The sequence below is a fragment of the Enterobacter cloacae complex sp. P42RS genome (genome assembly GCF_014930595.1).
Classification (GTDB): Bacteria; Pseudomonadota; Gammaproteobacteria; order Enterobacterales; family Enterobacteriaceae; genus Enterobacter; species Enterobacter bugandensis.
In genome coordinates this window covers 197,640-218,689 of sequence record NZ_JADBRK010000005.1, presented here as the reverse complement: position 1 = coordinate 218,689, position 21,050 = coordinate 197,640, and the positions used below count along the sequence as shown (strand labels likewise).

The window sequence follows — 21,050 nt, the reverse complement described above, 5'->3', positions numbered from 1 at the left end:
GGGAGCGTATTTTTCTGAAGCAGATTTCCTCGTATCACGCTTTCTGTTTGCCATATTGTCTGTTAATGTCCTTAATAATAAAAAATCATATCTCAATTAATATTCTCTGAAATATTAATTGAACGGAATTATATAATTTTCATGAATTGGTAGGCGTAATATGGCAATCATTATTCCCACAATCAGCAGCTGTAGCGAGAAGATAACAGCGGGAGAAAAAAGGCTGGCAAGGCTTCTTGAGGGTGGGCTCAGCGAACAGTGTACCTGCTGGTACGACACCCGAATGGGAGACAGGCAAGAGCATCCTGATTTTGTGATTCTGGCACCGGAAAAAGGTTTGTTGTTTATTGAGGTGAAGGACTGGTTTATCACGAAAATAAAATCCGCGAATAAAACGCATATTGATTATGAGACTAAAAACGGCATTGAGCCCCTAAAAAACCCGCTCGAACAGGTTCGACAATATACCTTCCACATCATTGACAGCCTGAAAAAAGATCCTCTGCTTCGCCAGCAGCAGGGGGATTATGAGGGCAGCTTTATTATGCCGTATGGATACGGGGTGTACTTGAGCAATATCACCCGGGCGCAACTGGAAAAGAATTTTACACCCGACGAGCTGAATGAAATATTGCCCACCAGCCAGGTGATTTGCAAAGACGAGCTCACCGAGTTTATGACCCGGGAACAGATCTCCGCCCGGCTCGAATCCCTTCTCAGACATCGCTTCGTTCATCACGCTACCCCACAACAGCTCGACCGCATTCGCTGGCATCTTTATCCCGACGTACGTATTAACGCGTCCGTTACGCGAGTCGATCTGGATAATTTTACGTTCCACACCCCTGATGTGGTCTGCATGATGGACAGGAACCAGGAACAACTCGCCAGAAGTATGGGGGCGGGACACAGGGTCATTCACGGCGTGGCAGGATCAGGCAAAACGCTCATTTTGCACCACCGATGTATTGAGCTTGCCAACAACATTGAAAATACCAAACCGATACTCGTGATTTGCTACAACATTACGCTGGCCAAAAAACTTAAAGCGCAGCTCGAACAATATAGCCTCAGACTTCCAGTCGAAGTTATCCATTTTCATGCCTGGTGTTATCAGCAGTTAAACGCGAATCGGCGTCTTCCACCCAAGAGCAAAAACTTCATTGAGCTCATGGAAAATGCGCTGACGGTGGCATTTGACGATGGAGTGATAAAACCGGAGCAGTACAGCGCCGTTTTGATCGATGAAGGACACGATTTTAAGCCGGAATGGCTAAGAATCCTCGCTAAGATGCCGGACAATAAAGATAGCTCCCTGCTTTTCCTCTATGATGACGCTCAGTCAATTTATCAGAAAAAGAAAGCGCTCGATTTTACCCTCTCCAGCGTCGATATAAAGGCTCAGGGCCGCACAACGATTCTGGATACCAATTATCGCAATACCCGGCAAATACTCCATTTTGCCAGCAGCGTAGCATTTAATTATCTCAATAATCACATAGAAGCCTCTCTCAAATACCAGCAGCCTGCCGCAGGAGGGCTGTCAGGGCAGTATCCGGCGCTGGACAGCTTTGATAATCAGGACGAGGAGATTACACGCGTCCTTGATTGGGTCACAGAGCAGCGTCAGCAGGGGGTTTCATGGTCGGAAATCGCCATACTGTGCCCCTCCACCTACAGCATTTCAGGTATGCTCGGACCACGGCTCGAAGCCCGCAAGATCCCCTACCAGATGATTGTCTCCAGCGATGATAAAAAGCACTGGTCACCGCAGAATGATTTCCTCTGCGTCATGCCGCTGCCCAGCAGTAAAGGTCTTGAATTTCACTCAGTCGCCATTATGGATGCGGCAAAGGAAAGGGACAGTGAAGATCTGAGTGACGATATCAAGCGCCTTTACGTCGGTTTTACCCGCGCACGACAGAATCTTCTGGTGACAATGCACGGAACCGGAAGCCTGCGAGATCATCTGGTCGAGACCTGGGAAAAGAGCGTTAAAACTATCTAGCTGCTCCGCGTTGATAAATATCTGCACCGAACAATCCCCTCTCCCCTGTGGGGAGAGGGTTAGGATGAGGGGTAAAATTATTTCAACGCCTCCGGCAGCGTCACAATCCACAGCTCGCTCTCTGACTCCGGCTTCTTCAGCGGCTTCACGCTGAGCGTGGTTTCCACCGGTTTATCGTCCAGCGTCAGCTTGCCTTCCTCGTTAACCCGATAGTCCTTGAGCTTTTTGCCCTCGACCGGATGCTGAATCGCCACCTTCACGCCAAAGTCGTTATCGTTCGCCACCGCAAGCCGTTTGCCGTCGATCAGCGCCAGCCCTTCGGCCTTCTCCTGCTTCCAGCCCAGCGCGCGCAGATCGACGACCTGCGTTTTTGCAGCAAGGGTAATGCCGCGCTGTGCCAGGGTTTTCTCATCATCAAACTCCGGGTACTCGCCCGGCTTGTCGAAAGCGGTCAGGTCGCTCGCCTTGCTGAGATCCACCTTGTAGATAAGGTTACGCATCGCGTCATTTTTATCCTCACCCTGTTCAATCAGCAGGATGTGCTGGTCGTCCAGCGCCACGATGTCGCCGATTTTGGCGTCGCTGTTTTTGCTGTAGGCCGCGCTGTCGATGGGGTAGCCGTACATCGCCGTTTTCCCGGTCGCCGGGTCGAAGCTGACCAGACGCGTAAACAGCGCCTGCTTTTTGCTCTTACCGTCGATATCCAGCGTGCTTTGCACGGCGGCGATAATCCGCCCGTCCGGCATCCGGGTCAGGCCTTCAAAGCCCCGGTTCGGCTGGCGCCATTTGATAACGTTTGGCAGACCGCCCGCGATGGATTTTTCCCCTTCCGCCGCCTGAGGCCCGTAGATCGCCAGAATTTTCCCTTTGCTGTCAACGTTAATCAGGAACGGGCCATACTCGTCGCACAGCCAGAAGCCGCCCTTGCCGTCCGGGGTGATGCCTTCCGTGTCCAGCCCGCGGTTGTCACCCTTCAGAATTTTGAGGGTATCGCTGAACGCCACCTCATTGGTGGCTCCAATCACGCCGCTTTGCAGCGGCAGGCCGTTAATCTCGCCTTTATCATCATGCAGCGGGCGGGCATCCGTTGCCTCCGCTTTGCCGTTCTGAACGCGGATGGTCATCAGCAGCGGCGCGAAATCCGGCGTGACAAAAATTTTGGCTTCGTTTTTACCCATTTTGGGCGCATCGGCGTTAGGACCGCGATCGGTCACGGTCGCGAAGGTCAGAGCATCGCCCTGCTTGCCCGTAAACAGCAGGCCGGAGCCAATCCCTACCGGGAGTCCATTCGGAAACGCACCGGCAAACGCGCCGCTGTATTTCACGTGTGAGCCGTCAGGGAAGCTGACAACATAGTGCTCAGCCGTGGGCTGCGCCGCCAGGCCAGAGAAAGAGAGCGTACAGCCGATAAGCACAGGAATGATTTTTCTTTTCATATTGTTAGCATCCGGAAAGTGAAGCCCACAACGTAATGAACAAACGTGTCAGAAAAATGACATGGAAAGGAAACGTGGCCGGACATCTGAACGAATAATGACCATAAAAATGTAAAAATTTGTTTTTTTTATGTGATTTTAGAAATGGAATTGGAAATTATTAGAAGCGCAATTAATGCATCTCAAATCACTATCCCTGCCTCGTTCAGATTTCGTTTAGTCAAAAAATTAAACTGTTCCTCAACACCTCAAATTTGCGCGTTGACACACCGACAACCCAACTTAAGCGTTACAAATAAAGATAAAAGAATTAACAATTACAGCATGAAAAGTCGATTTGCATCACATTTGCAGTCATAAACATCGCTTGTTAAGGTGCCCCCAGATTAATTTGATGATGAGGCACGAAACATGAAAAAACTGAACATTCTTCTTCTTTCTGCACTGACCGCCATTTCGGGTTCCGCACTGGCAATGGGCGGCAGCATTGAGCAGGGTAAAAACTTTACCAACCTCAACCTGGAAATGGGCAAATCCTCATCCGGTGTTTATCTCGAAAGTAACTGGCTGAAAAACACCGACGACGGTACCCAGACCGGTGGCGTGGGTGCAGGCTACAACCTGGAAGTGGGCCCGGTGATGCTGAATGCGGGCGCAAAAGCCATCTACATCGGCCCGAAAAAAGGCGATAACGGCGTGGCCTTCCCGATTGGCGGCGGCGTAAACGTTGCGCTGACCGACAGCATCCACGTCTATGGCGAAGGCTATGCGGCACCAGAAGGCCTTAACAATAGCGTGAAAAACTACGTTGAAGCTAACGGCGGCGTAAGCTGGACCCCAATCAAACCGGTTACGCTGAAAGTGGGCTACCGCCACGTGAGCGTTGACGGTAAAGATGGTCGTCCAAACCACACCCTGATTGATGGCGCATATGTCGGCGGTGGAGTTAGCTTCTGATGAAACACCGCATTACCGCGCTTTGCGTTCTGAGCCTCACGCTGATGCTCACCGGCTGCGTCCAGTACAAATGGGTAAAACCGGGCGTGAGCGACGCTGAGATGAATAAAAAGCTCACGGAATGCGAAGCGCAGGCCCTGATCGATCTGCCTCCGGATAACGTGGTGACCGGTTCGAGCTCGGAAAAAACGGACAAAAAGAACAAGAAAAAGGATATTTCCACGAGCTACACGGTTGAAGATGCGAATGAATATCGCCGGGATACGTTAGTCGACAGCTGCATGTTCAAAAGCGGCTGGGACAAGATCGAAGTACAGTAATCAACTGAAAAAACCTGCCAACCGGCAGGTTTTTTTATTACCTCTTACTTACGCACCACCACCAGCTTCTGGTTCACAAACTCTTTGATCCCCAGATCCGACAGCTCGCGTCCGTAGCCGGAACGCTTCACGCCGCCGAACGGCAGCTCCGGCGCGGTATCGGTGAGCCAGTTGATGTACACCATCCCGGTCTCGATCCGCGACGCCATTTTCTTCGCGCGCTCGATGTCCTGGCTGAACACCGCCCCGCCCAGGCCGTAGTGGGAGTCGTTCGCCAGCGCGACCGCTTCGTCGTCGTTTTTCACCACGTACATCTGCGCAACCGGACCGAAGAACTCTTCGAAGTACGCCGGGTTATCGCGGGAGATATTCGTCAGGATCGTCGGTTCGAAGAAGCTCCCGTCGCGCTGCACCGGCTTGCCGCCAAAGTGCAGCGTGGCACCGTTTTTCACCGCCTCGTTAACCTGTTTGGTCAGCGTTTCCAGCGCATCTTTGGAAGAGAGCGGCCCCAGCGTGGTGCTCTCGTCCAGCGGATCGCCAATCTTCACCTGCTTAAACGCCTCGGTAAATTTGCTCAGGAAGGCATCCGCAATCTTTTCATGCAGGATAAAGCGCTTCGCCGCGGTACAGACCTGCCCGGCGTTGTTGAGCCGCGCATTCACGCCAATCTTAACCGCTTTATCCAGGTCCGCGTCGTCCAGCACCACGAAGACGTCGTTACCGCCCAGTTCGAGGGTCGATTTCTTAATGTGCTTCGCCGCCTGCGCGGCCACCACGCTGCCCGCCTTTTCGGAGCCGGTTAGCGCTGCGCCCTGCACGCGATCGTCTGCGATGATATTCGCCACCTGTTCGGACGAGATAAACAGGTTCGTCCACGCCCCTTCCGGCGCGCCCGCCTCGCGCACCAGATGCGCAAAGGTCTCGGCGCAGTGCGGCACGATGCTGGCATGCTTGGCGATAACGGGGTTACCCGCCGCCAGGTTTGGTGCCAGGACGCGCATCAGCTGGTAGTACGGGAAGTTCCACGGCTCGACGGCCATCAGCACGCCGATGGGGTGATGCTCCACCCACGCTTCCCCAAGTTCAGAGTCGTACTTCACCGGGGCGAGGAACTGCTTCGCGTTGTCGGCGTAGTAGCGGGCGATCTGCGCGCAAAGCTTCACCTCGCCGCGGCTCTGTTCGATGAGCTTACCCATCTCCTGGCTGGCGATTTTGGCCAGATCCTCCACGCGCTCGTCGATCAGGTCGGCAAGCTTATGCAGCACCGGCAGGCGCTGGCTGATGTCGCCTTTCGCCCATTCCGAATGGTAAAGCGCATCGGCCGCCTTCAGCGCCGCTTCGATATCCGCGTCGGTATGTGAGGGGTATTCTTTGATGAGCTGGTTAGTGGCAGGGTTTACTGTCTGATAAGCCATGTCGAATCTCCTTGTTTTACCGCTTAGGGTATTAAGAGTAGTCAACATGACTGGCTGTGGACGTAAAGTTGGGTATATCCGGAAGGTTCTGAGTTAAGCAGTGCCGGACGGTTCGCTGACGTGGTATAAAAAACGTCCAGAAGGAGTTTCCATGACCGATACCCGACACGTTCGCCAGACTTTTCACCGCGCCAGGGGCCTTGAGCTGCGCAGCACCTGGCAAAGCACGCGGGCGTACAAACGCCACTGTCACCCTCAACTCTCCATCGGCGCGATTGTTGAGGGCCAGACCTGCTGCGTGTGCCATGACCAAGAGTACATTCTTCATCCCGGGGACCTCATTGCGATCCCGGCTTATGCGCCGCACAGTTGCAACCCCGTCGACGGGCAGCCGCGCAGCTACCATATGCTCTATATCGACACCGATCTTCCTCTGGCGCTACAGGTGATTCGTAACCCTGCCCTGTTTGCCCATTACCTGGACGTCGTTAAGACAATGTCTCCAGCGTCCGTGGAGGCGCTGCTTTCTGCCCTTCCCCGCTGCGCGGATAACGCAGACGCGCTTCGCCCAACCAGCCAGCATGTGCGGCAGGCGTTTCTTGCCGACCTGGCCGCACCGCCTTCGCTTGACGAACTTGCCCAACGCTTCTCGCTGCGCAAGGAGACGCTGATCCGTACCTTCCGGCAGGACACCGGCCTGACGCCGGGCAGCTTCCTCAACATCTCCCGCGTGGAGTTCGCCAAAGCGCGGCTACGTGCCGGGGACGACATCGCCGACGTCGGCTACCAGAGCGGCTTTGCCGACCAGAGCCATTTTCATAAGACCTTCGTCAGCTATACCGCCGCCACGCCGCGCCAGTACGCCACGGGCCGATCAATATCAGACAATAAATAGGTTCCGCAGCGCCGTAGCCTGTCCTCAGATGGTTAACTGAGGTCGCTATGGAACTGTTCTTCCCTTCCGCTTTTTTCGCTCTGGCGCTGGCGCATTTTGTTGCGCTGTTAAGCCCGGGTCCGGATTTTTTCCTGCTTGTGGGCTACGCGGCGCGCTATCGGCTGCGCGGCAGCGCCGGGCTGTGCGTCGGCATCGCCACGGGTAACGCGCTCTATATTGTTCTGGTGATTATCGGCTGGAGCGCGCTGCGCCAGTTTACGTGGCTGTTTACGCTTATCGAGGTATGCGGGGCGCTGTACCTGCTATGGATCGGCTCGCATCTGGTGCGCAGCCAACCGCAGGCGCTGACGCTTGCAGAAACCCGACAGCGGTGCCCTTCTCTGATGAAGCAGATCCTGCTGGGGCTGGGATCGGCGCTGTTAAATCCAAAAAATGCGCTGTTCTACCTGGCGCTGATGACGGCGTTACTCGGGCCGGACGTCACGCTGCTTCAGCAGGCGACCTGCGGCGTCTGGATGGTGATGGTGGTGCTGGCGTGGGATCTGGCGCTGGTGTCGATGATGGGGCTATCGGCGGTGCAACAGAAGCTTAGCCGTTCGCTGTGGTGGATTGAGCGCACGGCGGGCGTGGTGCTGATGGGGTTTGGCGGGTGGGTGCTGTGGCGATTTTTGCACTTTTCCCCCGCTTCCCTCTATCCTTAACCCATGGAAAAAATCGCTGAACTCAAACGCGCCAAGCTGCTGGCGCTGTCGCTGCTGCTGATTGCCGCCGCGGCCTTTGTCACCACCCTCTTCCTGCCGCAGACCTTCTGGGTGCGCGGCGTCAAAGCCATTGCCGAGGCGGCGATGGTCGGCGCGCTGGCGGACTGGTTTGCCGTCGTCGCGCTGTTCCGCCGGGTTCCCATTCCGTTTATCTCGCGCCATACGGCGATTATCCCGCGCAATAAGGACCGAATCGGCGACAATCTCGGCCAGTTCGTGCAGGAGAAGTTTCTTGATACTCAGTCACTTGTGGCGCTTATCCGCCGCTATGAGCCAGCGCAGATGATTGGCGCCTGGTTCAGCAAGCCCGACAACGCCCAGCGCGTCGGGCTGCATCTGATGCAGGTGATGAGCGGTTTTCTCGAGCTGACCGATGACGGACGTATTCAGCGCCTGCTCAAACGCGCGGTGCATAAAGCTATCGACAAGGTAGATTTCACCGAAACCAGCGCCGTCATGCTGGAGAGCATGACCAAAAACAACCGCCATCAGGTACTGCTTGACGCCATCATCAACCGCCTGATTACCCTGATTCAGCGGGAAAGCACGCGGGAGTTTATTGCCGATCAGATTGTCCACTGGCTCAAAACCGAGCATCCCCGCAAGGCGATGGTGCTCCCCACGGAGTGGCTGGGCGATCAAAGCGCGGAGATGGTGTCGAACGCGGTGAACACGCTGCTGGACGATATCAGCCACGACCGCACGCACCAGATCCGTCAGGCGTTCGACCGCGCCACGCTGAAGCTTATCGACAACCTGAAAAACGATCCGGAAATGGCGGCGAAAGCCGACAACATTAAGCACTACCTGAAAAACGATGAGGCGTTTAACCGCTATCTGGGCGAGATGTGGGCTGACCTGCGCCAGTGGCTGAAGGCGGATATGCAAAGCGATGACTCGCGCGTGAAACAGCGCATCGCCAACGCCGGGCTGTGGTTTGGCGAAACGTTAACAAACGACGCCAGCCTGCGCGCGTCGCTGAACGAGCATCTGGAGCAGGCCGCGCACCGCGTCGCACCGGATTTCGCCGCGTTCCTGACCCGCCACATCAGCGACACGGTCAAAAGCTGGGACGCCAAAGACATGTCCCGCCAGATTGAGCTGAACATCGGCAAAGACCTGCAGTTCATCCGCGTCAACGGCACGCTGGTGGGCGGGACGATAGGCCTCATCCTGTTCTTACTCTCGCAAGTCCCAACGCTTATCCATTCAGCGTCCTGAGGATCAGCGCCTTCATGCTGGTAATAGCTGCATCGGGGGAGGCGCTCCCCTGATGCAGCGCGATCCCCAGCTCTCCTGCATCTGGCAGCAGGTGGCTGTCGATCCGTAACGTCTCGGGCAGACCAATACGCGTGCGGAGCGTAATACCCAGCCCCGCGCTAACTCCCGCCCACAGCCCGCTCAGGCTATAGCTGGTATAAGCGATACGCCAGGGAATACCTGCGGCATCCAGTGCCGCGATGGCCCGGCTTCGCAGGAGGCAGGGTGCGTCAAACACCACCAGCGGCAGCGGCTCACCTCGTTGCAGAAGAACCTCAATGTCCTCGCGGGACCGGCAAATCCATGCCAGCGGTTCGCTTCGCACGTAGTCGCCTTCTCGACCTTCCTGCCAGACCAGCGCCAGATCGAGTTCATTCGCCGCCACGCCGCGCAGCAGCGGCGGGTTACGATCGACGCGTGCCGTCATGCGAAGCTCAGGGTGTTGTCTGTGAAAATCGCCGAGGACCTTCGGCATCACGGACTCGCCAAAGTCCTCCTGCATACCCAGCCGTACCTCGCCCTGAAGCAACTCACCTCTGATAGCCCGGAGCGCTTCATCATTTAATACCAGCATGCGTCGGGCGTAGCTCAGCAGAATTTCACCCTCTCGGGTCAGTGCCAGCGTACGCCCCTGCTTAACGGTCAGAGCCACGCCACACTGCTGCTCCAGCTTTTTTAGCTGGGCGCTAATCGCCGACGTGGACCGACACAGCCTGTCCGCCGCCTCGGCAAAACTGGCGGACTGAATCCCCTCCACAAAGCTGCGCAGCGCGTCCAGGTCTAATGTTGAAAAGCGTTTATCCATATCATCCTCATTTTCAGGACATTCAGTCCTGAACATTGCGATTTTATTTATGGTGGCAGCCTGCGAGAGTGTTTTCCAGACGACAGGAGGAATAAAAATGAGCACAACACTGAATCGCGACACGCTTGCGCAGGTTTCCCCTAAGCTGGCGGAACTGAGCCAGCAGGTACTTTTTGACGATATCTGGCAGCGTCCGCAGCTAGCCCCGCGGGATCGCAGTCTGATCACGCTTGCCGCGCTGGCAGCCCTGGGGCGCACCGCGCAGCTTCCCTGGCATATCGGCTTCGCCCGGCAAAACGGCGTGACGGACGACGAAATAGCCGAAGCGTTTACCCATCTGGCGTTTTACGCAGGCTGGCCGGCCGCCGTCAGCGCGCTGAGCAGCCTTGCAGAGGAGAAACAATAATGCCGTTTGTTCGTATCATGACGGGTGACCGCTATAGCGAGATACAGCAAAAGCAGATCTCGGACATTCTGCACCAGGCGCTGACGGAAACCTTCGCCGTTCCCGCACAGGACAGATTCCATTTTTTTGAATGCTTCGCGGCCGGGGATCGATACATTGATCGGCACTATCTCAGCACGGGCAGAACGGAGGGGGCGATACTGTTTAATATCGTTGCTGGTAAGCCGAGGAGCACTGAACAGAAATCTGCCCTCTACCGCCAGCTGGCTGCGCAACTGAATGAGAAGATGGGCATTGAAGGTGGAGACGTGATGGTCGTTATCCAGTTTACGGCCGCTGAGGACTGGAGCTTCAGCGGCGGCAAACGCTATCAGCCCTGAATGACGTAGCGCGTGGCGGCGAAACGGTTCAGGATCAAATGCACCAGAAAGACCATCGTCAGCGTCGCCACCAGCGAAAAGGTCACGGAGGTGATGCGATAGAGATCGCTGAACACCAGGTCGCTGTCCGGGTGCATGTTCTGCCCGAACATAATGCCGATGGTCGTGATGCTGGAAAACCCCACGCCCGCGCCCACTTTCTCCATCACGTGCAGCCGCGCGCCAAACGCAAGGCCGAGGCCAATCAGCGGCATCATCAGCAGCATATGGCTGCTGTGATCGTAGAGGATAAGCTGCACCACCAGAATGTAGAGGCAGCCCAGCACTACCCCGACCACGCGCCAGATGGAGCTCATCACCGCGCCGCGATAGTGCATAGGGAACAGGATCAGAATTCCTGCCATTAGCGCCGAGAGCGAATCGCTTAAGTCGCTAATCTGAAACACCACGAAAATCATCGTCGCGACGCTGCCGGAGAGCAGCGACTCGTGGCGCACGCGGGCGTCGTCTTTCTCAATCAGCGGCGGCGGCTTGCGGGGCTCCACGTCCGGCAGCAGGTAGTTCATCAGCGCGCTCAGGCACACCGCCATCACGCTGGCTTCGATGTTGGAAAACAGCAGCGTGTGCCAGTTGGTGGTGGGGTAGCTCATAAAATTGAGCATCACGCTCTGGCACACAACCCCCATCGAGCCGAACAGGAATAGCGGCCCTTTGCTCATAAAGCGAAAACGCATCACGTAAAGGGCAAATACCACTAGCGTCATGATGACCGGCCATTGGGAAAGATAGCCGATGATAATCACCATTTCGACGCAGTTCAGCGATGCGCTGAAGATAAACTGCTTCGCCACGTGGCGGTTAAACACCGGCACCAGCGACAGCAGCATGATCGGATAGACCACGAAAAACACGCCGTAGCTGGTGTTGTAGAAGCTCGATATGCTCAGGGCAATCATCCCGGCAAAAACGATGCGCAGGGTCTGGCGAAAGTCGTTTGCCGTGTAGACGATGTTGCCGTGCGGGGTAAAGACCCGCGCCAGCGTATTAATAGACATAGTGAAGCAGGCTCACCAGGTGGATCTGCATTCCGGAGAAGAAGCGCGCAAACGGCCCTTCGCTGTTGTAGAGCTGCACGGTCGCCCGCGCGCCGGTTGGCAGCGGCTTCGGCAGCGGCTCATCCAGCGTGACGTGAATGCGCATGCGCTGAGCGTCTCGTACCCAGCGGTTAGAGGTCTCCGGCTGGGAGAGCTGGCCGTTAACCGCCTCCTGGCCTGCGAGGATCCCCGCGTCGCTGCTGGCCACGTGGGCGCGGAACACCTGCCCCGGGAAGGCGTCAAACACTACTGCGGCATCGGTGCCCTGACGGGTATGGCGCAGGCTCTTCTCGCGGAAATCGGCCACGATATCGGTCTGGTTGTTTACCAGCGCCAGCGCGGCGGAGCCGGATGAGGCGTAAAAACCGGGGCTTAACTGCAGGTTACTGACCGTGCCGTCCGCCTGGGCGTAGACCTTTGTCCAGCCGAGGTTCAGTTCTGCTTCATCCAGCGCGTTGCGGTATTTTTGCAGCGTCACGTTGCGGTGTTCTTCGCGCTCGCCGCGCTGGATGCGCAGGTTCCGGATGTTGGCCTGAATCGTGCTGACGGACTGCTCGCTGCTCTGCCAGGCGGTGCGGACCTTATCCAGATCCGCCTGCGAGACGTTCTGTAACGTGCTCAGCTTCTGATAGCGTTCGAAGGTCACCTTGTCGTTACGCGCGGTCAGCACCGCGGTTTTCAGGCTGGCCTGCGCGGCGGCGATCTGCGCGTCCAGCTGTTCGTTAGAGAGACGCGCCTGCTCCAGCGCGATTTGCGCCGCTTCCACTTTATTGCGAAACGGCGTGTCGTCGAGCTCAAACAGCAGATCGCCTTTCTTCACCTGGCTGTTGTTGTGGACATGTACCGCCGCCACGTAGCCGGAGACGCGCGGAGAAACCGGGGTTACCACGCGCATGACGGTGGAGTCCGGCGTCAGCGGGATCCAGATATCCGCGACGACAAAATAGATAAACATCAGCAGGAAAGAGGCAATACTCACCCTTACCCAGCGGGCAAACTTTTGTTCAGGGGTCATTATTTTTCGGTCTTGTTGTCTTCTTCGCGGATTGTCCGCAAATTGCAGGCGATTTGATTTAACGTGGCGCTGAAAATCTCGATATGCTCCGGCGCGATGTGTTGCGATACGCGAGCCTGATAGGTCTCAATCACCTGAGTGAGCCTTTTTAAAATGGCTTTTCCCTCAGGCGTCAGCGTCAGAAGCCGGATGCGCTTGTCATAAGGCGATGTGGTGCGCAGCAGGTAACCCTGTTTTTCCAGCTGTGTCAGGGTGCGCATCAGCGGCGGCAGTTCAATACCCTGCACCTCCGCCAGCTCACTCATTGAGACGTTATCCCCGAGCTGATGAAGCTGCATCATCACCGTCCAGCTCGACTGGGTTAAGCCGGTATCGAGAATGGCATCATCGATCACCGCACGCCACTGGCGCACGATCATCGCCATCCGCATGCCCATCGGCCTGCGGCTAAACAGCGCTTCTTCACTCATGGGGAAACCTCTCGTCACACGCGGTCAAGATAATAGTTATCAGGGTAAGTATCAAGAAACGCGAGACGAAAGAGCAGGAATTGCGAAAACGATGTCTCCCTCTCCCTGTGGGAGAGGGTCGGGGTGAGGGCCCCAGCCCGCAGTGAAGTTTAGCGGCTAAAATGCCTCCTGACGGCACTTTTTCCCGAAGCCGTCACCACCACCTCCCTGTACCCCGCCACCCGCTGGATCCACCCTTTGCTTTCCAGATGAATAAGCAGCGCCGCGCCAGCTTCGCCTCCGAGGTGAAACCGCCGCTCGCTCCAGTCCAGACAGGCGCAGCAGGCCTTGCGGCGCGGATGAGCGCTTAACGACACGCCGAGCTTCAGAAACTGCTCCCGGCCATACAGCGTGAGCGCTGAACCGTCTGCCTCCAGCCAGCCTTCCGCCTGCATGAAATCGTAGATCTGTACCGCCACCGCGCCCGCCAGATGATCGTAGCAGGTGCGCGCCTCCCGCATGGCCTTCGGCGCGGTGGTTTCCGGCGGCGCAATGCGGCTCCAGGAGAGCCCCATCATCTGTTCGATCAGCTCCGCCACGTCGTGCCCCGCCAGACGATAGTAGCGGTGCCGCCCCTGAGACAGACAGGTAATCAACTTTCCCTCCACCAGCCGGGCGAGATGCCCGCTGGCGGTCGACGGGGCGACGTCTGCCGCGGTGCTCAGTTCGGTGGCGGTCCACGCCCGCCCGTCCATCAGCGCGCACAGCATCTTCACGCGCGACGGATCGGCCATTGCCGCCGCCACCGCCGCAATGGCCTGCTCCAGCGCCGCGCCGTTATCAGTCGGTAAGCTTGTCTTTAACATGTGCTGCCCAGGGTTCGGTGATCTCTGCGGCCAGCTTATCATCATCCGTCAGCAGAATAAGGTGATTCGCATGGTCGCTGTACTGGGTAAGAACAGACACGCCGCGTGCCGCCAGCGCCGCCGCAATTTCACCCAGCTCGCCGGGACGCGACTGCCTGAGTTTTCTGATAACCGGCCTGCGCACCGCCTGCACGGTAAACCCGACCTCCACCAGCACGCGGCGGGCTTTTTCCCCGTCCTCCACCAGGAAATGGGCATCGGTACCGAATACGCCGCCCCCCTCAAGCCCTACGCCGTTGCGCCCCAACAGCTGTCCAAAGCGCGCCAGCTCGCCGGGCCCGTCGCGGAAAATCACGTGAACGTCATACATTCGCGCGCCCTCCCGTTTCGGAACTGTACTCCCGCACCAGCTGCGCCACGCGAATACGGTAGAAAGAGAAAATCGACTCCCGCCCTTCGGCCTGCGCCGCCTGATGGAAGACGTTCTGCTTCCAGCGGCGGACGGCCTCTTCATCCCGCCACCAGGAAAGGGAAAGAATTTTGCCGTCGGTCGTCAGGCTCTGGAACCGTTCGATATCGATAAAGCCGTCGATGTCGGCCAGCAAAGGCTTAAGCTCTGCGGCAAGTTGGAGGTAGCGCGCCTGATGGGCAGGCGCGGCTTTGGCTTCGAAAAGGACTGCGATCATGATGGTCTCTCCGCTGTGATGTTGAGGAGAGAATGCAGGATGGAAAAGCACAATGCTTCGGTAAAGAGCGAAGCTTTAGCCCAGAACCGACCTCGGCTCCATAAACGCGCGGATCCCCCACTCGCCCATCTCGCGCCCCACGCCGGAGTGCTTAAACCCGCCAAATGGCGCTTTCGGTTCATGGGCCAGGGTGTTCACCAGCACGCGACCGGAAACAATCTGCTGCGCCACGCGGCGCGCGCGGTCCGCACCGCCCAGCACCACCGCGCTCAGGCCGTAGTCCGTGTCGTTGGCAATGGCAATCGCCTCCGCCTCGTCACGATAGGGAATTACGCACAGCACCGGGCCAAAAATCTCGTCGCGGGCAATCGTCATTTGGTTGTTCACGTCGGCAAACAGCGTCGGGCGCACAAACCAGCCGTCCTGCGTGCCTTCCGGCCGCCCCTCGCCGCCCGCCAGCAGGCGCGCCCCCTCTTCGACACCTTTGCGGATATAGCCCTGCACCCGCTGCCACTGCTTTGCGCTGACCATCGGGCCGACGTCCGTTGATTTTTCGCGCGGGTCGCCGGAGTTCACCGCCACCACGGCCTGCGCCAGCGCGGTTTCGATCTCCGCCTCACGCGAGTAAGGCACCAGAATGCGCGTACCGGCCACGCACGCCTGCCCGCTGTTCATAAACCCGGCCTGAATGACAAGCGGGATCGCCTGCGCCAGATCCACGTCATCCAGCAGGATCGTCGGCGATTTCCCGCCTAACTCCAGCGTCACGCGCTTAAAGCTTTCCGCCGCGTTGCGCAGGATCGCCTTGCCGGTATGCGTGGAACCGGTAAACGAGATTTTTGCCACATCCGGATGACGGCTGATTGTGTCACCGACCGTTTCACCCCGCCCGGTGACGATGTTAAACACGCCCGGCGGCAGAGCCGCATCGCGCAGCGCTTCGGTAACAATCTGCGTTTGCAGGGCGCTCATTTCGCTCGGCTTGATCACCGCCGTACAGCCCGCGGCCAGCGCGGCCGCCAGCTTGCCGCAGATAAATCCTGCGTCGCTGTTCCACGGCGTAATCAGCCCGGCCACGCCAAGCGGCGTCATCTGCACCGTGGCTGCGCCCGCGGGGGTGACGAATTCAAACGCCTCCAGCGCCTCAATCGCCTGAGCAATCACCTCCGCCGGATAGCTGGCCATCCACGCCGAGCGCGAGGCGGGCGCGCCGTACTCTTCGATGACCGCTTCCAGCAGCTCGTCGTGACGAGCGGCCACGGCGGCGTGCATACGTTTTAGCGCGGCAATGCGCTCCTGCTTTGTCGTCTGCGACCACGCGGGGAACGCCGCTTTTGCCGCCGCAACGGCGCGCGCTGCGTCAACCTCATCCGCAAGGCGTACCTGCCCGATGACCTGCGCCGTCGCCGGGTTGTATAAATCAAACCGTTCGGTGCCGTGCGGGGTAATAAATTCGCCGTTAATAAAGATCTGTTCGATAGTGTGCATATAAACCTCCTCAGGCTGTGTGAGCACAGTCTGGCACGGCTTCTCCGTTGCGATAATCCACGCTATGCTGCAAGGGTTGTTTCGATTTTCAGGATAATCTATGCATCGTTCAGGTCTGACAGAGCTGGAAGTGGTTATGGCGGTGGTGCGGCGCGGCAGCTTTCGCGGCGCGGCGCAGGAGCTCGGCATGTCCGCCACGGCGGTCAGTAACGCCATCGCCGGGCTGGAGAGCCGCCTGGATACTCGCCTCTTTAACCGCACTACCCGCAGCGTGGCGCTCACCGACGCCGGACAGCGCTACGTGGCGCGCGTTGGCCCGGCGCTGCAGGAGATCCGCCTCGCCAGCGAGGAGATCCACAGCGACACCGGGGAACCCGCCGGCACGCTGCGTCTGAACGTGCCGAACCATATCGGCACCCTGTTTCTGGACCAGCTGCTGATCGACTTTATGATCCGCTATCCGAAGATGCGCGTGGAAACCGTCAGCGAAGCGCGCATGATCGACATCGTCGCGGAAGGCTACGACGCGGGGATCCGCCTCGAGGAGTCCGTGCCGCAGGACATGATCGCCGTGCCGCTGACCGGAGAGATCCGCCAGCTGGTGACCGCCACGCCGGACTATTTTGCCCGTCACGGTACTCCGCAGACGCCGGACGATCTGCTTTCACATCAGGGGATCGGCATGCGCATGGCCCACGGGGGGATCTACCGCTGGGAGCTGGCGCGTCGGGGGGAAACGTACGCCCTTGCCGTACCGCCACGCTTTGCGACATCCGATCTTTTCGCCTCGATCCGCGCCGTAAAGGCGGGATTAGGGGTAGGATTTTTGCCGGAACTGTATATCCGGGAAGAGCTTGAGAATGGAGAGCTAGTGAGCGTTTTAAACGACTGGGCGCAGCCCTTTGCCGGGCTGCGCCTGTATTACCCCGGCCATCGCCACGTCCCGCCGGGACTGCGGGCGCTGGTGGCGATGATCCGCGAGCGCGGGATTATTCCAGGTTAGCCTTATTCAGTCCGTAAGCCGCGTCCAGCGAGCCGGGCGCCATGCGGGAGGTGATCCCAAGACGGTTCCAGGCGTTGATCGCCACGATGGCGAAGTTCAGCTCTGAAATCTCCACGTCCGAGAAGTGCTCCGCCACGCTGCGGTACAGCGCGTCGCTCACCCCGTGAACGCCAATCTGGGTCAGCGCTTCGGTGAAGGCCAGCGCGGCTTTCTCGCGGGCGCTGAACAGCGGGGACTCGCGCCAGGCCGCCAGATGGTACAGGCGCAGCTCGCGTTCCCCGGCGATTTTGGCCTCTTTAGAGTGCATATCCAGACAGAACGTACAGCCGTTCAGCTGCGACACGCGAATGTCGATTAGGTGCTTCAGCGCCGGGTCGATGGAGGTTTTTGCCACCTCCATGCTCAGGGCAGACAGCGCGTTGGCGAGGGCAGGTGTAACTTTATGGTGGTTAACGCGAGTGCTCATTGTCTTTCCTCTTTTTGTGCGGCATGTGCCGTGCGATGAGGCAAATCTACGCTGTTCATGACATAGTAAAAAGATACAAAAAGCGTGAAATGAGGTAGGACATGAGGCCGGGCTATCACGACATTTATACCCGCTATCGCGACAACATCACGCGCGGCGTGCTGAAGCCGGGCGATAAGGTGCCTGCCATCCGCGTGCTGGCGGAAGAGCTGAAGGTGGCGCGCAAAACCGTCGAAACGGCGTATGCCATTCTGACGGGTGAAGGGTATCTGGTGAGCCAGGGCGCGCGCGGCACGCGGGTCAACCCGGATTTACTGCTACCGGATAACAATGCCCCTGCAGAACAGCCTACCGGCACGCTTCCGGCCTCGCTTATCAGCCAGCGCGAGCGGGCCGGTTTTCTGCGCCCCGGCATCCCCGCCCTCGACAGCTTCCCGTATAAAAAATGGCTGCTGCTGGCGGGCCAGGCGACGCGCGCCATGCGTCAGGAGGAGATGCTCAACCCGCCCGTCCTGGGCTGGTATCCGCTGCGCCAGGCCATCGCCAGCTATCTCAATATCTCGCGCGGCTTGTCCTGCAGCGCCGAACAGGTGCTGATCACCAGCGGCTACAGCGGCAGCCTGCGGCTGATCCTCGATACCCTCGCCAGCCGCAGCGACAAGGTGGTGTTTGAAGATCCGGGCTACTTTATGGGCCAGCAGCTGCTGAAGCGGATCGTGCCGCGCCTGCACACGGCGCCGGTCGATCGCTGCGGCATTGATACGGACTACCTGCTTCGTCACCATCGTGACGCGCGTTTTGCCATCGTCACCCCCTCGCACCAGAGCCCGCTTGCGGTGACGCTCTCCCTGCCGCGCAAGCAGCAATTGCTCGACTGGGCCAGCCAGAACGAGGCGTGGATCATCGAAGACGATTACGACGGGGAGTTTCACTACACCCGCAAGGTGCTGCCGTCGCTGAAAAGCCTCGACCATCACGACCGGGTGATTTTTATGGGCACCTTCAGTAAAACCATCATGCCGTCGCTGCGCATGGGCTACGTGGTGATGCCCGCCCGCACCGTCGGGGCCTTTACCGACTGCGCGGACATCACCACCAGCGGCCAGCCGGTGCTGACGCAGAAGATCCTCACCGCGTTTCTCAACGAAGGGCACTTTTTCCGTCATCTGAAAAAGATGCGCGCGCTGTATCAGACCCGCCGCGACTGGATGATTGCCGCCCTGCGCGAGGTGTATGGCGATCTGTTTTTCACCGAGCAAAACGACGGCGGGATGCATATCGTGGCGTTTCTGACCAAAGGAAGCCGTGACCGGGAAGTCGCGCGCTGCTGGCAGGAACAGCAGCTGCAGGTCAATGCGCTCTCGGAGTGGTATCGCGGGTCGGGCAAACGCTACGGGCTGGTAATGGGCTATAACAACGTGCGGACCTATCAGGAGGCGGTGGAGCTGCTGGAAAGGCCGAAACGGCAGACGCTCGCGCTGTTGAACTGAACCGCCGGGTGGCGGTTGCGCCTTACCCGGCCACGGTTTAAATATCATTGCGGGATAACCCGACGTCCTTGAGCTGCTCGTCGCTCATCTGGCTCAGGATGCGGCGGGTCCGGTTGATGCGATACCAGTTGCGGATCGTTTTGCCGATCCAGACAAATACGACGAACGGACGTTTTGAACGGTTTTCGTAGAATTCCATAATGCTCTCCTCACTGTGCCAGTGGGGTTATCATCCTGGAAATCGACCTGCGCAATACAGATGCAAAAACAACTTTTGTTTAACATACAGATCCGCTAAAACGGTATCTGCATGCCGTTTTTTGCGGCAATCTGTACTGGTTTAATAATCTGTATGGTGAAAATAAAGGATACAGCATGACGCGCTATCAACACCTGGCCAACCTTCTGGCAGAACGCATTGAACAAGGGCTGTATCGCAGCGGCGAGCGTCTGCCGTCGGTGCGCGCCCTGAGCCAGGAGCATGGCGTGAGCATCAGCACCATACAGCAGGCCTACCAGATCCTCGAAAACCTTCAGCTGATCACCCCCCAGCCGCGCTCCGGCTATTTTGTCTCGAAACGCAAAGCCCAGCCGCCCGTCCCGGCGATGACGCGCCCGGTGCAGCGCCCGGTGGACGTCACCCAGTGGGATGAGGTGATGATGCTGCTGGACGCCCGCGCCGACAAAGAGATGATCTCCTTTGGCGGCGGCTCGCCGGACATTAACCAGCCGAGCCTGAAGCCCCTGTGGCGCGAGATGAGCCGCCTTGCACAGCATAACCCAAGCGAGATGCTGAGCTATGACGTGCTCGACGGCCGCCTTGAGCTGCGCGAGCAGATCGCCCGCCTGATGCTGGACGGCGGCTCTACCGTGGCAGCGAATGAGATTGTCATCACCAACGGCTGCCACGGCGCACTGTCGATCGCCCTGCTCTCGGTGTGCAAACCGGGGGACATCGTGGCGGTGGAATCGCCATCTTTTCACGGCACCATGCAGATGCTGCGCGGGTTTGACATCAAGGCGATTGAAATTCCCACCGACTCTGAAACCGGGATCAGCATCGAGGCGTTAGAGCTGGCAATGGAGCAGTGGCCGATCAAGGCGGTGATCCTGGTGCCCAACTGCAATAACCCGCTCGGGTTTATCATGCCGGAAGCGCGGAAAAAACAGGTTTTAGCCCTCGCCCAGCGGCACGATATCGTGATTGTGGAGGATGATATCTACGGTGAGCTGGCGGCGGAGTACCCGCGCCCGCGCACCATTCACTCGATGGACATTGATGGCCGCGTGATCCTTTGCAGCTCGTTTACCAAAACCGTGGCGCCGGGCCTTCGCGTCGGCTGGATTGTGCCGGGACGCTATTACGACCGGGTGATGCACATGAAATACGCCGCGGGCGGGTTTAACGTGCCGGGCACGCAGATGGCGGTGGCGGCGTTTATTCGCGACGGCCATTACCATCGCCACGTGCGCCGTATGCGTCAGATTTATCAGCAGAATATGGAGACCTATACCTGCTGGGTGAGGCAGTATTTTCCGGCAGAGATATGCGTCACCCGCCCGCAGGGGAGCTTCCTGCTGTGGGTTGAGCTGCCGGAGAAGGTGGATATGGTGTGCGTCAGCAAGCAGCTGTGCCGCCTGAAGATCCAGGCGGCGGCCGGGTCGCTGTTTTCCGCCTCCGGGAAGTACCGCAACTGCCTGCGGATCAACGTGGCGCTGCCGCCGACGGATAAGCATCGCGAGGCGTTGAAGAAGATGGGCGAGGCGATTGTGATTGCGATGGAGGAGTAGTACGTTTTTTAGCGCCGGTGGCGCTACGGAACAGAGTAGGCCGGGTAAGGCGAAGCCGC

At 58.2% G+C, this 21,050-nt stretch carries 23 protein-coding genes; 11 read left to right on the top strand and 12 right to left on the bottom strand.

Going from position 1 to position 21,050, the window contains the following annotated elements:
• Positions 1-160: 160 nt before the first annotated feature.
• Positions 161-2,008, top strand: a complete 1,848-nt coding sequence (locus tag IM314_RS08920) for a 3'-5' exonuclease (RefSeq protein ID WP_193358557.1) — start codon at positions 161-163, stop codon at positions 2,006-2,008.
• Positions 2,009-2,085: 77 nt separating this feature from the next.
• Here the strand turns inward: IM314_RS08920 and IM314_RS08915 are convergent, their stop codons facing one another.
• On the bottom strand, positions 2,086-3,444 hold the full coding sequence (locus IM314_RS08915; RefSeq protein ID WP_193358558.1) for an esterase-like activity of phytase family protein: 1,359 nt from the start codon (positions 3,442-3,444) through the stop codon (positions 2,086-2,088).
• 411 nt (positions 3,445-3,855) lie between these two features.
• On the opposite strand from IM314_RS08915, the gene IM314_RS08910 reads away from it, so the two are divergent.
• Together IM314_RS08910 and IM314_RS08905 are read left to right on the top strand one after the other, a co-directional pair.
• Positions 3,856-4,401, top strand: a complete 546-nt coding sequence (locus IM314_RS08910) for a YfaZ family outer membrane protein (RefSeq protein ID WP_028015391.1) — start codon at positions 3,856-3,858, stop codon at positions 4,399-4,401.
• Positions 4,401-4,721, top strand: coding sequence for a hypothetical protein (locus IM314_RS08905; protein WP_028015390.1), 321 nt, complete (start codon positions 4,401-4,403; stop codon positions 4,719-4,721). Before IM314_RS08910 ends, IM314_RS08905 begins: the two co-directional genes overlap by 1 nt.
• Before the next feature lie 44 nt (positions 4,722-4,765).
• Here the strand turns inward: IM314_RS08905 and IM314_RS08900 are convergent, their stop codons facing one another.
• The gene (locus IM314_RS08900; protein ID WP_060573262.1) at positions 4,766-6,136 is read right to left on the bottom strand and encodes an NAD-dependent succinate-semialdehyde dehydrogenase; all 1,371 of its coding nucleotides are present in this window, start codon (positions 6,134-6,136) and stop codon (positions 4,766-4,768) included.
• Positions 6,137-6,287: 151 nt separating this feature from the next.
• Between IM314_RS08900 and IM314_RS08895 the strand changes: the two genes are divergently transcribed.
• From IM314_RS08895 to IM314_RS08885, 3 genes are read left to right on the top strand one after another with little or no spacing between them, the layout of a single operon-like run.
• The gene (locus tag IM314_RS08895) at positions 6,288-7,031 is read left to right on the top strand and encodes an AraC family transcriptional regulator (RefSeq protein WP_193358559.1); all 744 of its coding nucleotides are present in this window, start codon (positions 6,288-6,290) and stop codon (positions 7,029-7,031) included.
• 47 nt (positions 7,032-7,078) lie between these two features.
• A complete protein-coding gene (locus IM314_RS08890; RefSeq protein ID WP_193358560.1) occupies positions 7,079-7,732 on the top strand; it encodes a LysE family translocator in 654 nt (217 codons plus the stop codon).
• 3 nt (positions 7,733-7,735) lie between these two features.
• Positions 7,736-9,013 (top strand): DUF445 domain-containing protein, encoded by a 1,278-nt coding sequence (locus IM314_RS08885; protein WP_047363829.1) that lies wholly within the window; start codon positions 7,736-7,738, stop codon positions 9,011-9,013.
• On the opposite strand, the gene IM314_RS08880 is transcribed toward IM314_RS08885, so the two are convergent.
• Entirely contained in the window at positions 8,994-9,857 is an 864-nt protein-coding gene (locus tag IM314_RS08880; protein ID WP_193358561.1) for a LysR substrate-binding domain-containing protein, read from the bottom strand. The two genes, IM314_RS08885 and IM314_RS08880, sit on opposite strands and share 20 nt — an antisense overlap.
• Positions 9,858-9,954: 97 nt before the next feature.
• Between IM314_RS08880 and IM314_RS08875 the strand changes: the two genes are divergently transcribed.
• Together IM314_RS08875 and IM314_RS08870 are read left to right on the top strand one after the other, a co-directional pair.
• Complete coding sequence (locus IM314_RS08875; RefSeq protein WP_047363825.1) at positions 9,955-10,263, top strand: carboxymuconolactone decarboxylase family protein; 309 nt, start codon at positions 9,955-9,957, stop codon at positions 10,261-10,263.
• Positions 10,263-10,643, top strand: a complete 381-nt coding sequence (locus IM314_RS08870; protein WP_193358562.1) for a tautomerase family protein — start codon at positions 10,263-10,265, stop codon at positions 10,641-10,643. Before IM314_RS08875 ends, IM314_RS08870 begins: the two co-directional genes overlap by 1 nt.
• Here the strand turns inward: IM314_RS08870 and IM314_RS08865 are convergent.
• From IM314_RS08865 to IM314_RS08835, 7 genes are all read right to left on the bottom strand, one after another.
• A complete protein-coding gene (locus IM314_RS08865; RefSeq protein ID WP_045259544.1) occupies positions 10,634-11,698 on the bottom strand; it encodes a DUF2955 domain-containing protein in 1,065 nt (354 codons plus the stop codon). The genes IM314_RS08870 and IM314_RS08865 overlap by 10 nt on opposite strands.
• On the bottom strand, positions 11,688-12,755 hold the full coding sequence (locus tag IM314_RS08860; RefSeq protein WP_028015382.1) for an HlyD family secretion protein: 1,068 nt from the start codon (positions 12,753-12,755) through the stop codon (positions 11,688-11,690). Before IM314_RS08860 ends, IM314_RS08865 begins: the two co-directional genes overlap by 11 nt.
• Positions 12,752-13,222: a MarR family winged helix-turn-helix transcriptional regulator gene (locus IM314_RS08855; RefSeq protein ID WP_028015381.1), complete on the bottom strand. Its 471-nt coding sequence runs from the start codon at positions 13,220-13,222 to the stop codon at positions 12,752-12,754. The genes IM314_RS08860 and IM314_RS08855 overlap by 4 nt, the downstream gene beginning before the upstream one ends.
• A gap of 149 nt (positions 13,223-13,371) precedes the next feature.
• Positions 13,372-14,067, bottom strand: coding sequence for a helix-turn-helix transcriptional regulator (locus IM314_RS08850; RefSeq protein ID WP_193358563.1), 696 nt, complete (start codon positions 14,065-14,067; stop codon positions 13,372-13,374).
• Complete coding sequence (locus IM314_RS08845) at positions 14,042-14,437, bottom strand: amino acid-binding protein (protein WP_193358564.1); 396 nt, start codon at positions 14,435-14,437, stop codon at positions 14,042-14,044. The genes IM314_RS08850 and IM314_RS08845 overlap by 26 nt, the downstream gene beginning before the upstream one ends.
• Positions 14,430-14,753 (bottom strand): antibiotic biosynthesis monooxygenase, encoded by a 324-nt coding sequence (locus IM314_RS08840; protein ID WP_041911331.1) that lies wholly within the window; start codon positions 14,751-14,753, stop codon positions 14,430-14,432. The genes IM314_RS08845 and IM314_RS08840 overlap by 8 nt, the downstream gene beginning before the upstream one ends.
• A 75-nt stretch (positions 14,754-14,828) precedes the next feature.
• Positions 14,829-16,241: an aldehyde dehydrogenase family protein gene (locus IM314_RS08835; RefSeq protein WP_193358565.1), complete on the bottom strand. Its 1,413-nt coding sequence runs from the start codon at positions 16,239-16,241 to the stop codon at positions 14,829-14,831.
• Between the two features lie 100 nt (positions 16,242-16,341).
• Here IM314_RS08835 and IM314_RS08830 point away from each other — a divergent pair, with 100 nt between their 5' ends.
• Positions 16,342-17,244 (top strand): LysR family transcriptional regulator, encoded by a 903-nt coding sequence (locus tag IM314_RS08830; protein ID WP_041911333.1) that lies wholly within the window; start codon positions 16,342-16,344, stop codon positions 17,242-17,244.
• Here IM314_RS08830 and IM314_RS08825 read toward each other — a convergent pair.
• Positions 17,231-17,710, bottom strand: coding sequence for a carboxymuconolactone decarboxylase family protein (locus IM314_RS08825; RefSeq protein ID WP_014882392.1), 480 nt, complete (start codon positions 17,708-17,710; stop codon positions 17,231-17,233). The two genes, IM314_RS08830 and IM314_RS08825, sit on opposite strands and share 14 nt — an antisense overlap.
• Positions 17,711-17,811: 101 nt before the next feature.
• Between IM314_RS08825 and IM314_RS08820 the strand changes: the two genes are divergently transcribed.
• Positions 17,812-19,200: a PLP-dependent aminotransferase family protein gene (locus tag IM314_RS08820; RefSeq protein ID WP_193358566.1), complete on the top strand. Its 1,389-nt coding sequence runs from the start codon at positions 17,812-17,814 to the stop codon at positions 19,198-19,200.
• A gap of 37 nt (positions 19,201-19,237) precedes the next feature.
• On the opposite strand, the gene IM314_RS08815 is transcribed toward IM314_RS08820, so the two are convergent.
• The gene (locus IM314_RS08815) at positions 19,238-19,399 is read right to left on the bottom strand and encodes a DUF1127 domain-containing protein (RefSeq protein WP_032644967.1); all 162 of its coding nucleotides are present in this window, start codon (positions 19,397-19,399) and stop codon (positions 19,238-19,240) included.
• A gap of 176 nt (positions 19,400-19,575) precedes the next feature.
• Here IM314_RS08815 and IM314_RS08810 point away from each other — a divergent pair, with 176 nt between their 5' ends.
• Positions 19,576-20,991, top strand: a complete 1,416-nt coding sequence (locus tag IM314_RS08810) for a PLP-dependent aminotransferase family protein (protein ID WP_060573248.1) — start codon at positions 19,576-19,578, stop codon at positions 20,989-20,991.
• Positions 20,992-21,050: the final 59 nt, after the last annotated feature.

What these genes read in the sequence shown, in the direction of transcription:
- IM314_RS08920 (WP_193358557.1), top strand. Translation starts at nt 161, where the DNA reads ATGGCAATCATTATTCCCACAATCAGCAGCTGTAGCGAGAAGATAACA.
- IM314_RS08915 (WP_193358558.1), bottom strand. Translation starts at nt 3,444, where the DNA reads ATGAAAAGAAAAATCATTCCTGTGCTTATCGGCTGTACGCTCTCTTTC.
- IM314_RS08910 (WP_028015391.1), top strand. Translation starts at nt 3,856, where the DNA reads ATGAAAAAACTGAACATTCTTCTTCTTTCTGCACTGACCGCCATTTCG.
- IM314_RS08905 (WP_028015390.1), top strand. Translation starts at nt 4,401, where the DNA reads ATGAAACACCGCATTACCGCGCTTTGCGTTCTGAGCCTCACGCTGATG.
- IM314_RS08900 (WP_060573262.1), bottom strand. Translation starts at nt 6,136, where the DNA reads ATGGCTTATCAGACAGTAAACCCTGCCACTAACCAGCTCATCAAAGAA.
- IM314_RS08895 (WP_193358559.1), top strand. Translation starts at nt 6,288, where the DNA reads ATGACCGATACCCGACACGTTCGCCAGACTTTTCACCGCGCCAGGGGC.
- IM314_RS08890 (WP_193358560.1), top strand. Translation starts at nt 7,079, where the DNA reads ATGGAACTGTTCTTCCCTTCCGCTTTTTTCGCTCTGGCGCTGGCGCAT.
- IM314_RS08885 (WP_047363829.1), top strand. Translation starts at nt 7,736, where the DNA reads ATGGAAAAAATCGCTGAACTCAAACGCGCCAAGCTGCTGGCGCTGTCG.
- IM314_RS08880 (WP_193358561.1), bottom strand. Translation starts at nt 9,857, where the DNA reads ATGGATAAACGCTTTTCAACATTAGACCTGGACGCGCTGCGCAGCTTT.
- IM314_RS08875 (WP_047363825.1), top strand. Translation starts at nt 9,955, where the DNA reads ATGAGCACAACACTGAATCGCGACACGCTTGCGCAGGTTTCCCCTAAG.
- IM314_RS08870 (WP_193358562.1), top strand. Translation starts at nt 10,263, where the DNA reads ATGCCGTTTGTTCGTATCATGACGGGTGACCGCTATAGCGAGATACAG.
- IM314_RS08865 (WP_045259544.1), bottom strand. Translation starts at nt 11,698, where the DNA reads ATGTCTATTAATACGCTGGCGCGGGTCTTTACCCCGCACGGCAACATC.
- IM314_RS08855 (WP_028015381.1), bottom strand. Translation starts at nt 13,222, where the DNA reads ATGAGTGAAGAAGCGCTGTTTAGCCGCAGGCCGATGGGCATGCGGATG.
- IM314_RS08850 (WP_193358563.1), bottom strand. Translation starts at nt 14,067, where the DNA reads ATGTTAAAGACAAGCTTACCGACTGATAACGGCGCGGCGCTGGAGCAG.
- IM314_RS08845 (WP_193358564.1), bottom strand. Translation starts at nt 14,437, where the DNA reads ATGTATGACGTTCACGTGATTTTCCGCGACGGGCCCGGCGAGCTGGCG.
- IM314_RS08840 (WP_041911331.1), bottom strand. Translation starts at nt 14,753, where the DNA reads ATGATCGCAGTCCTTTTCGAAGCCAAAGCCGCGCCTGCCCATCAGGCG.
- IM314_RS08835 (WP_193358565.1), bottom strand. Translation starts at nt 16,241, where the DNA reads ATGCACACTATCGAACAGATCTTTATTAACGGCGAATTTATTACCCCG.
- IM314_RS08830 (WP_041911333.1), top strand. Translation starts at nt 16,342, where the DNA reads ATGCATCGTTCAGGTCTGACAGAGCTGGAAGTGGTTATGGCGGTGGTG.
- IM314_RS08825 (WP_014882392.1), bottom strand. Translation starts at nt 17,710, where the DNA reads ATGAGCACTCGCGTTAACCACCATAAAGTTACACCTGCCCTCGCCAAC.
- IM314_RS08820 (WP_193358566.1), top strand. Translation starts at nt 17,812, where the DNA reads ATGAGGCCGGGCTATCACGACATTTATACCCGCTATCGCGACAACATC.
- IM314_RS08815 (WP_032644967.1), bottom strand. Translation starts at nt 19,399, where the DNA reads ATGGAATTCTACGAAAACCGTTCAAAACGTCCGTTCGTCGTATTTGTC.
- IM314_RS08810 (WP_060573248.1), top strand. Translation starts at nt 19,576, where the DNA reads ATGACGCGCTATCAACACCTGGCCAACCTTCTGGCAGAACGCATTGAA.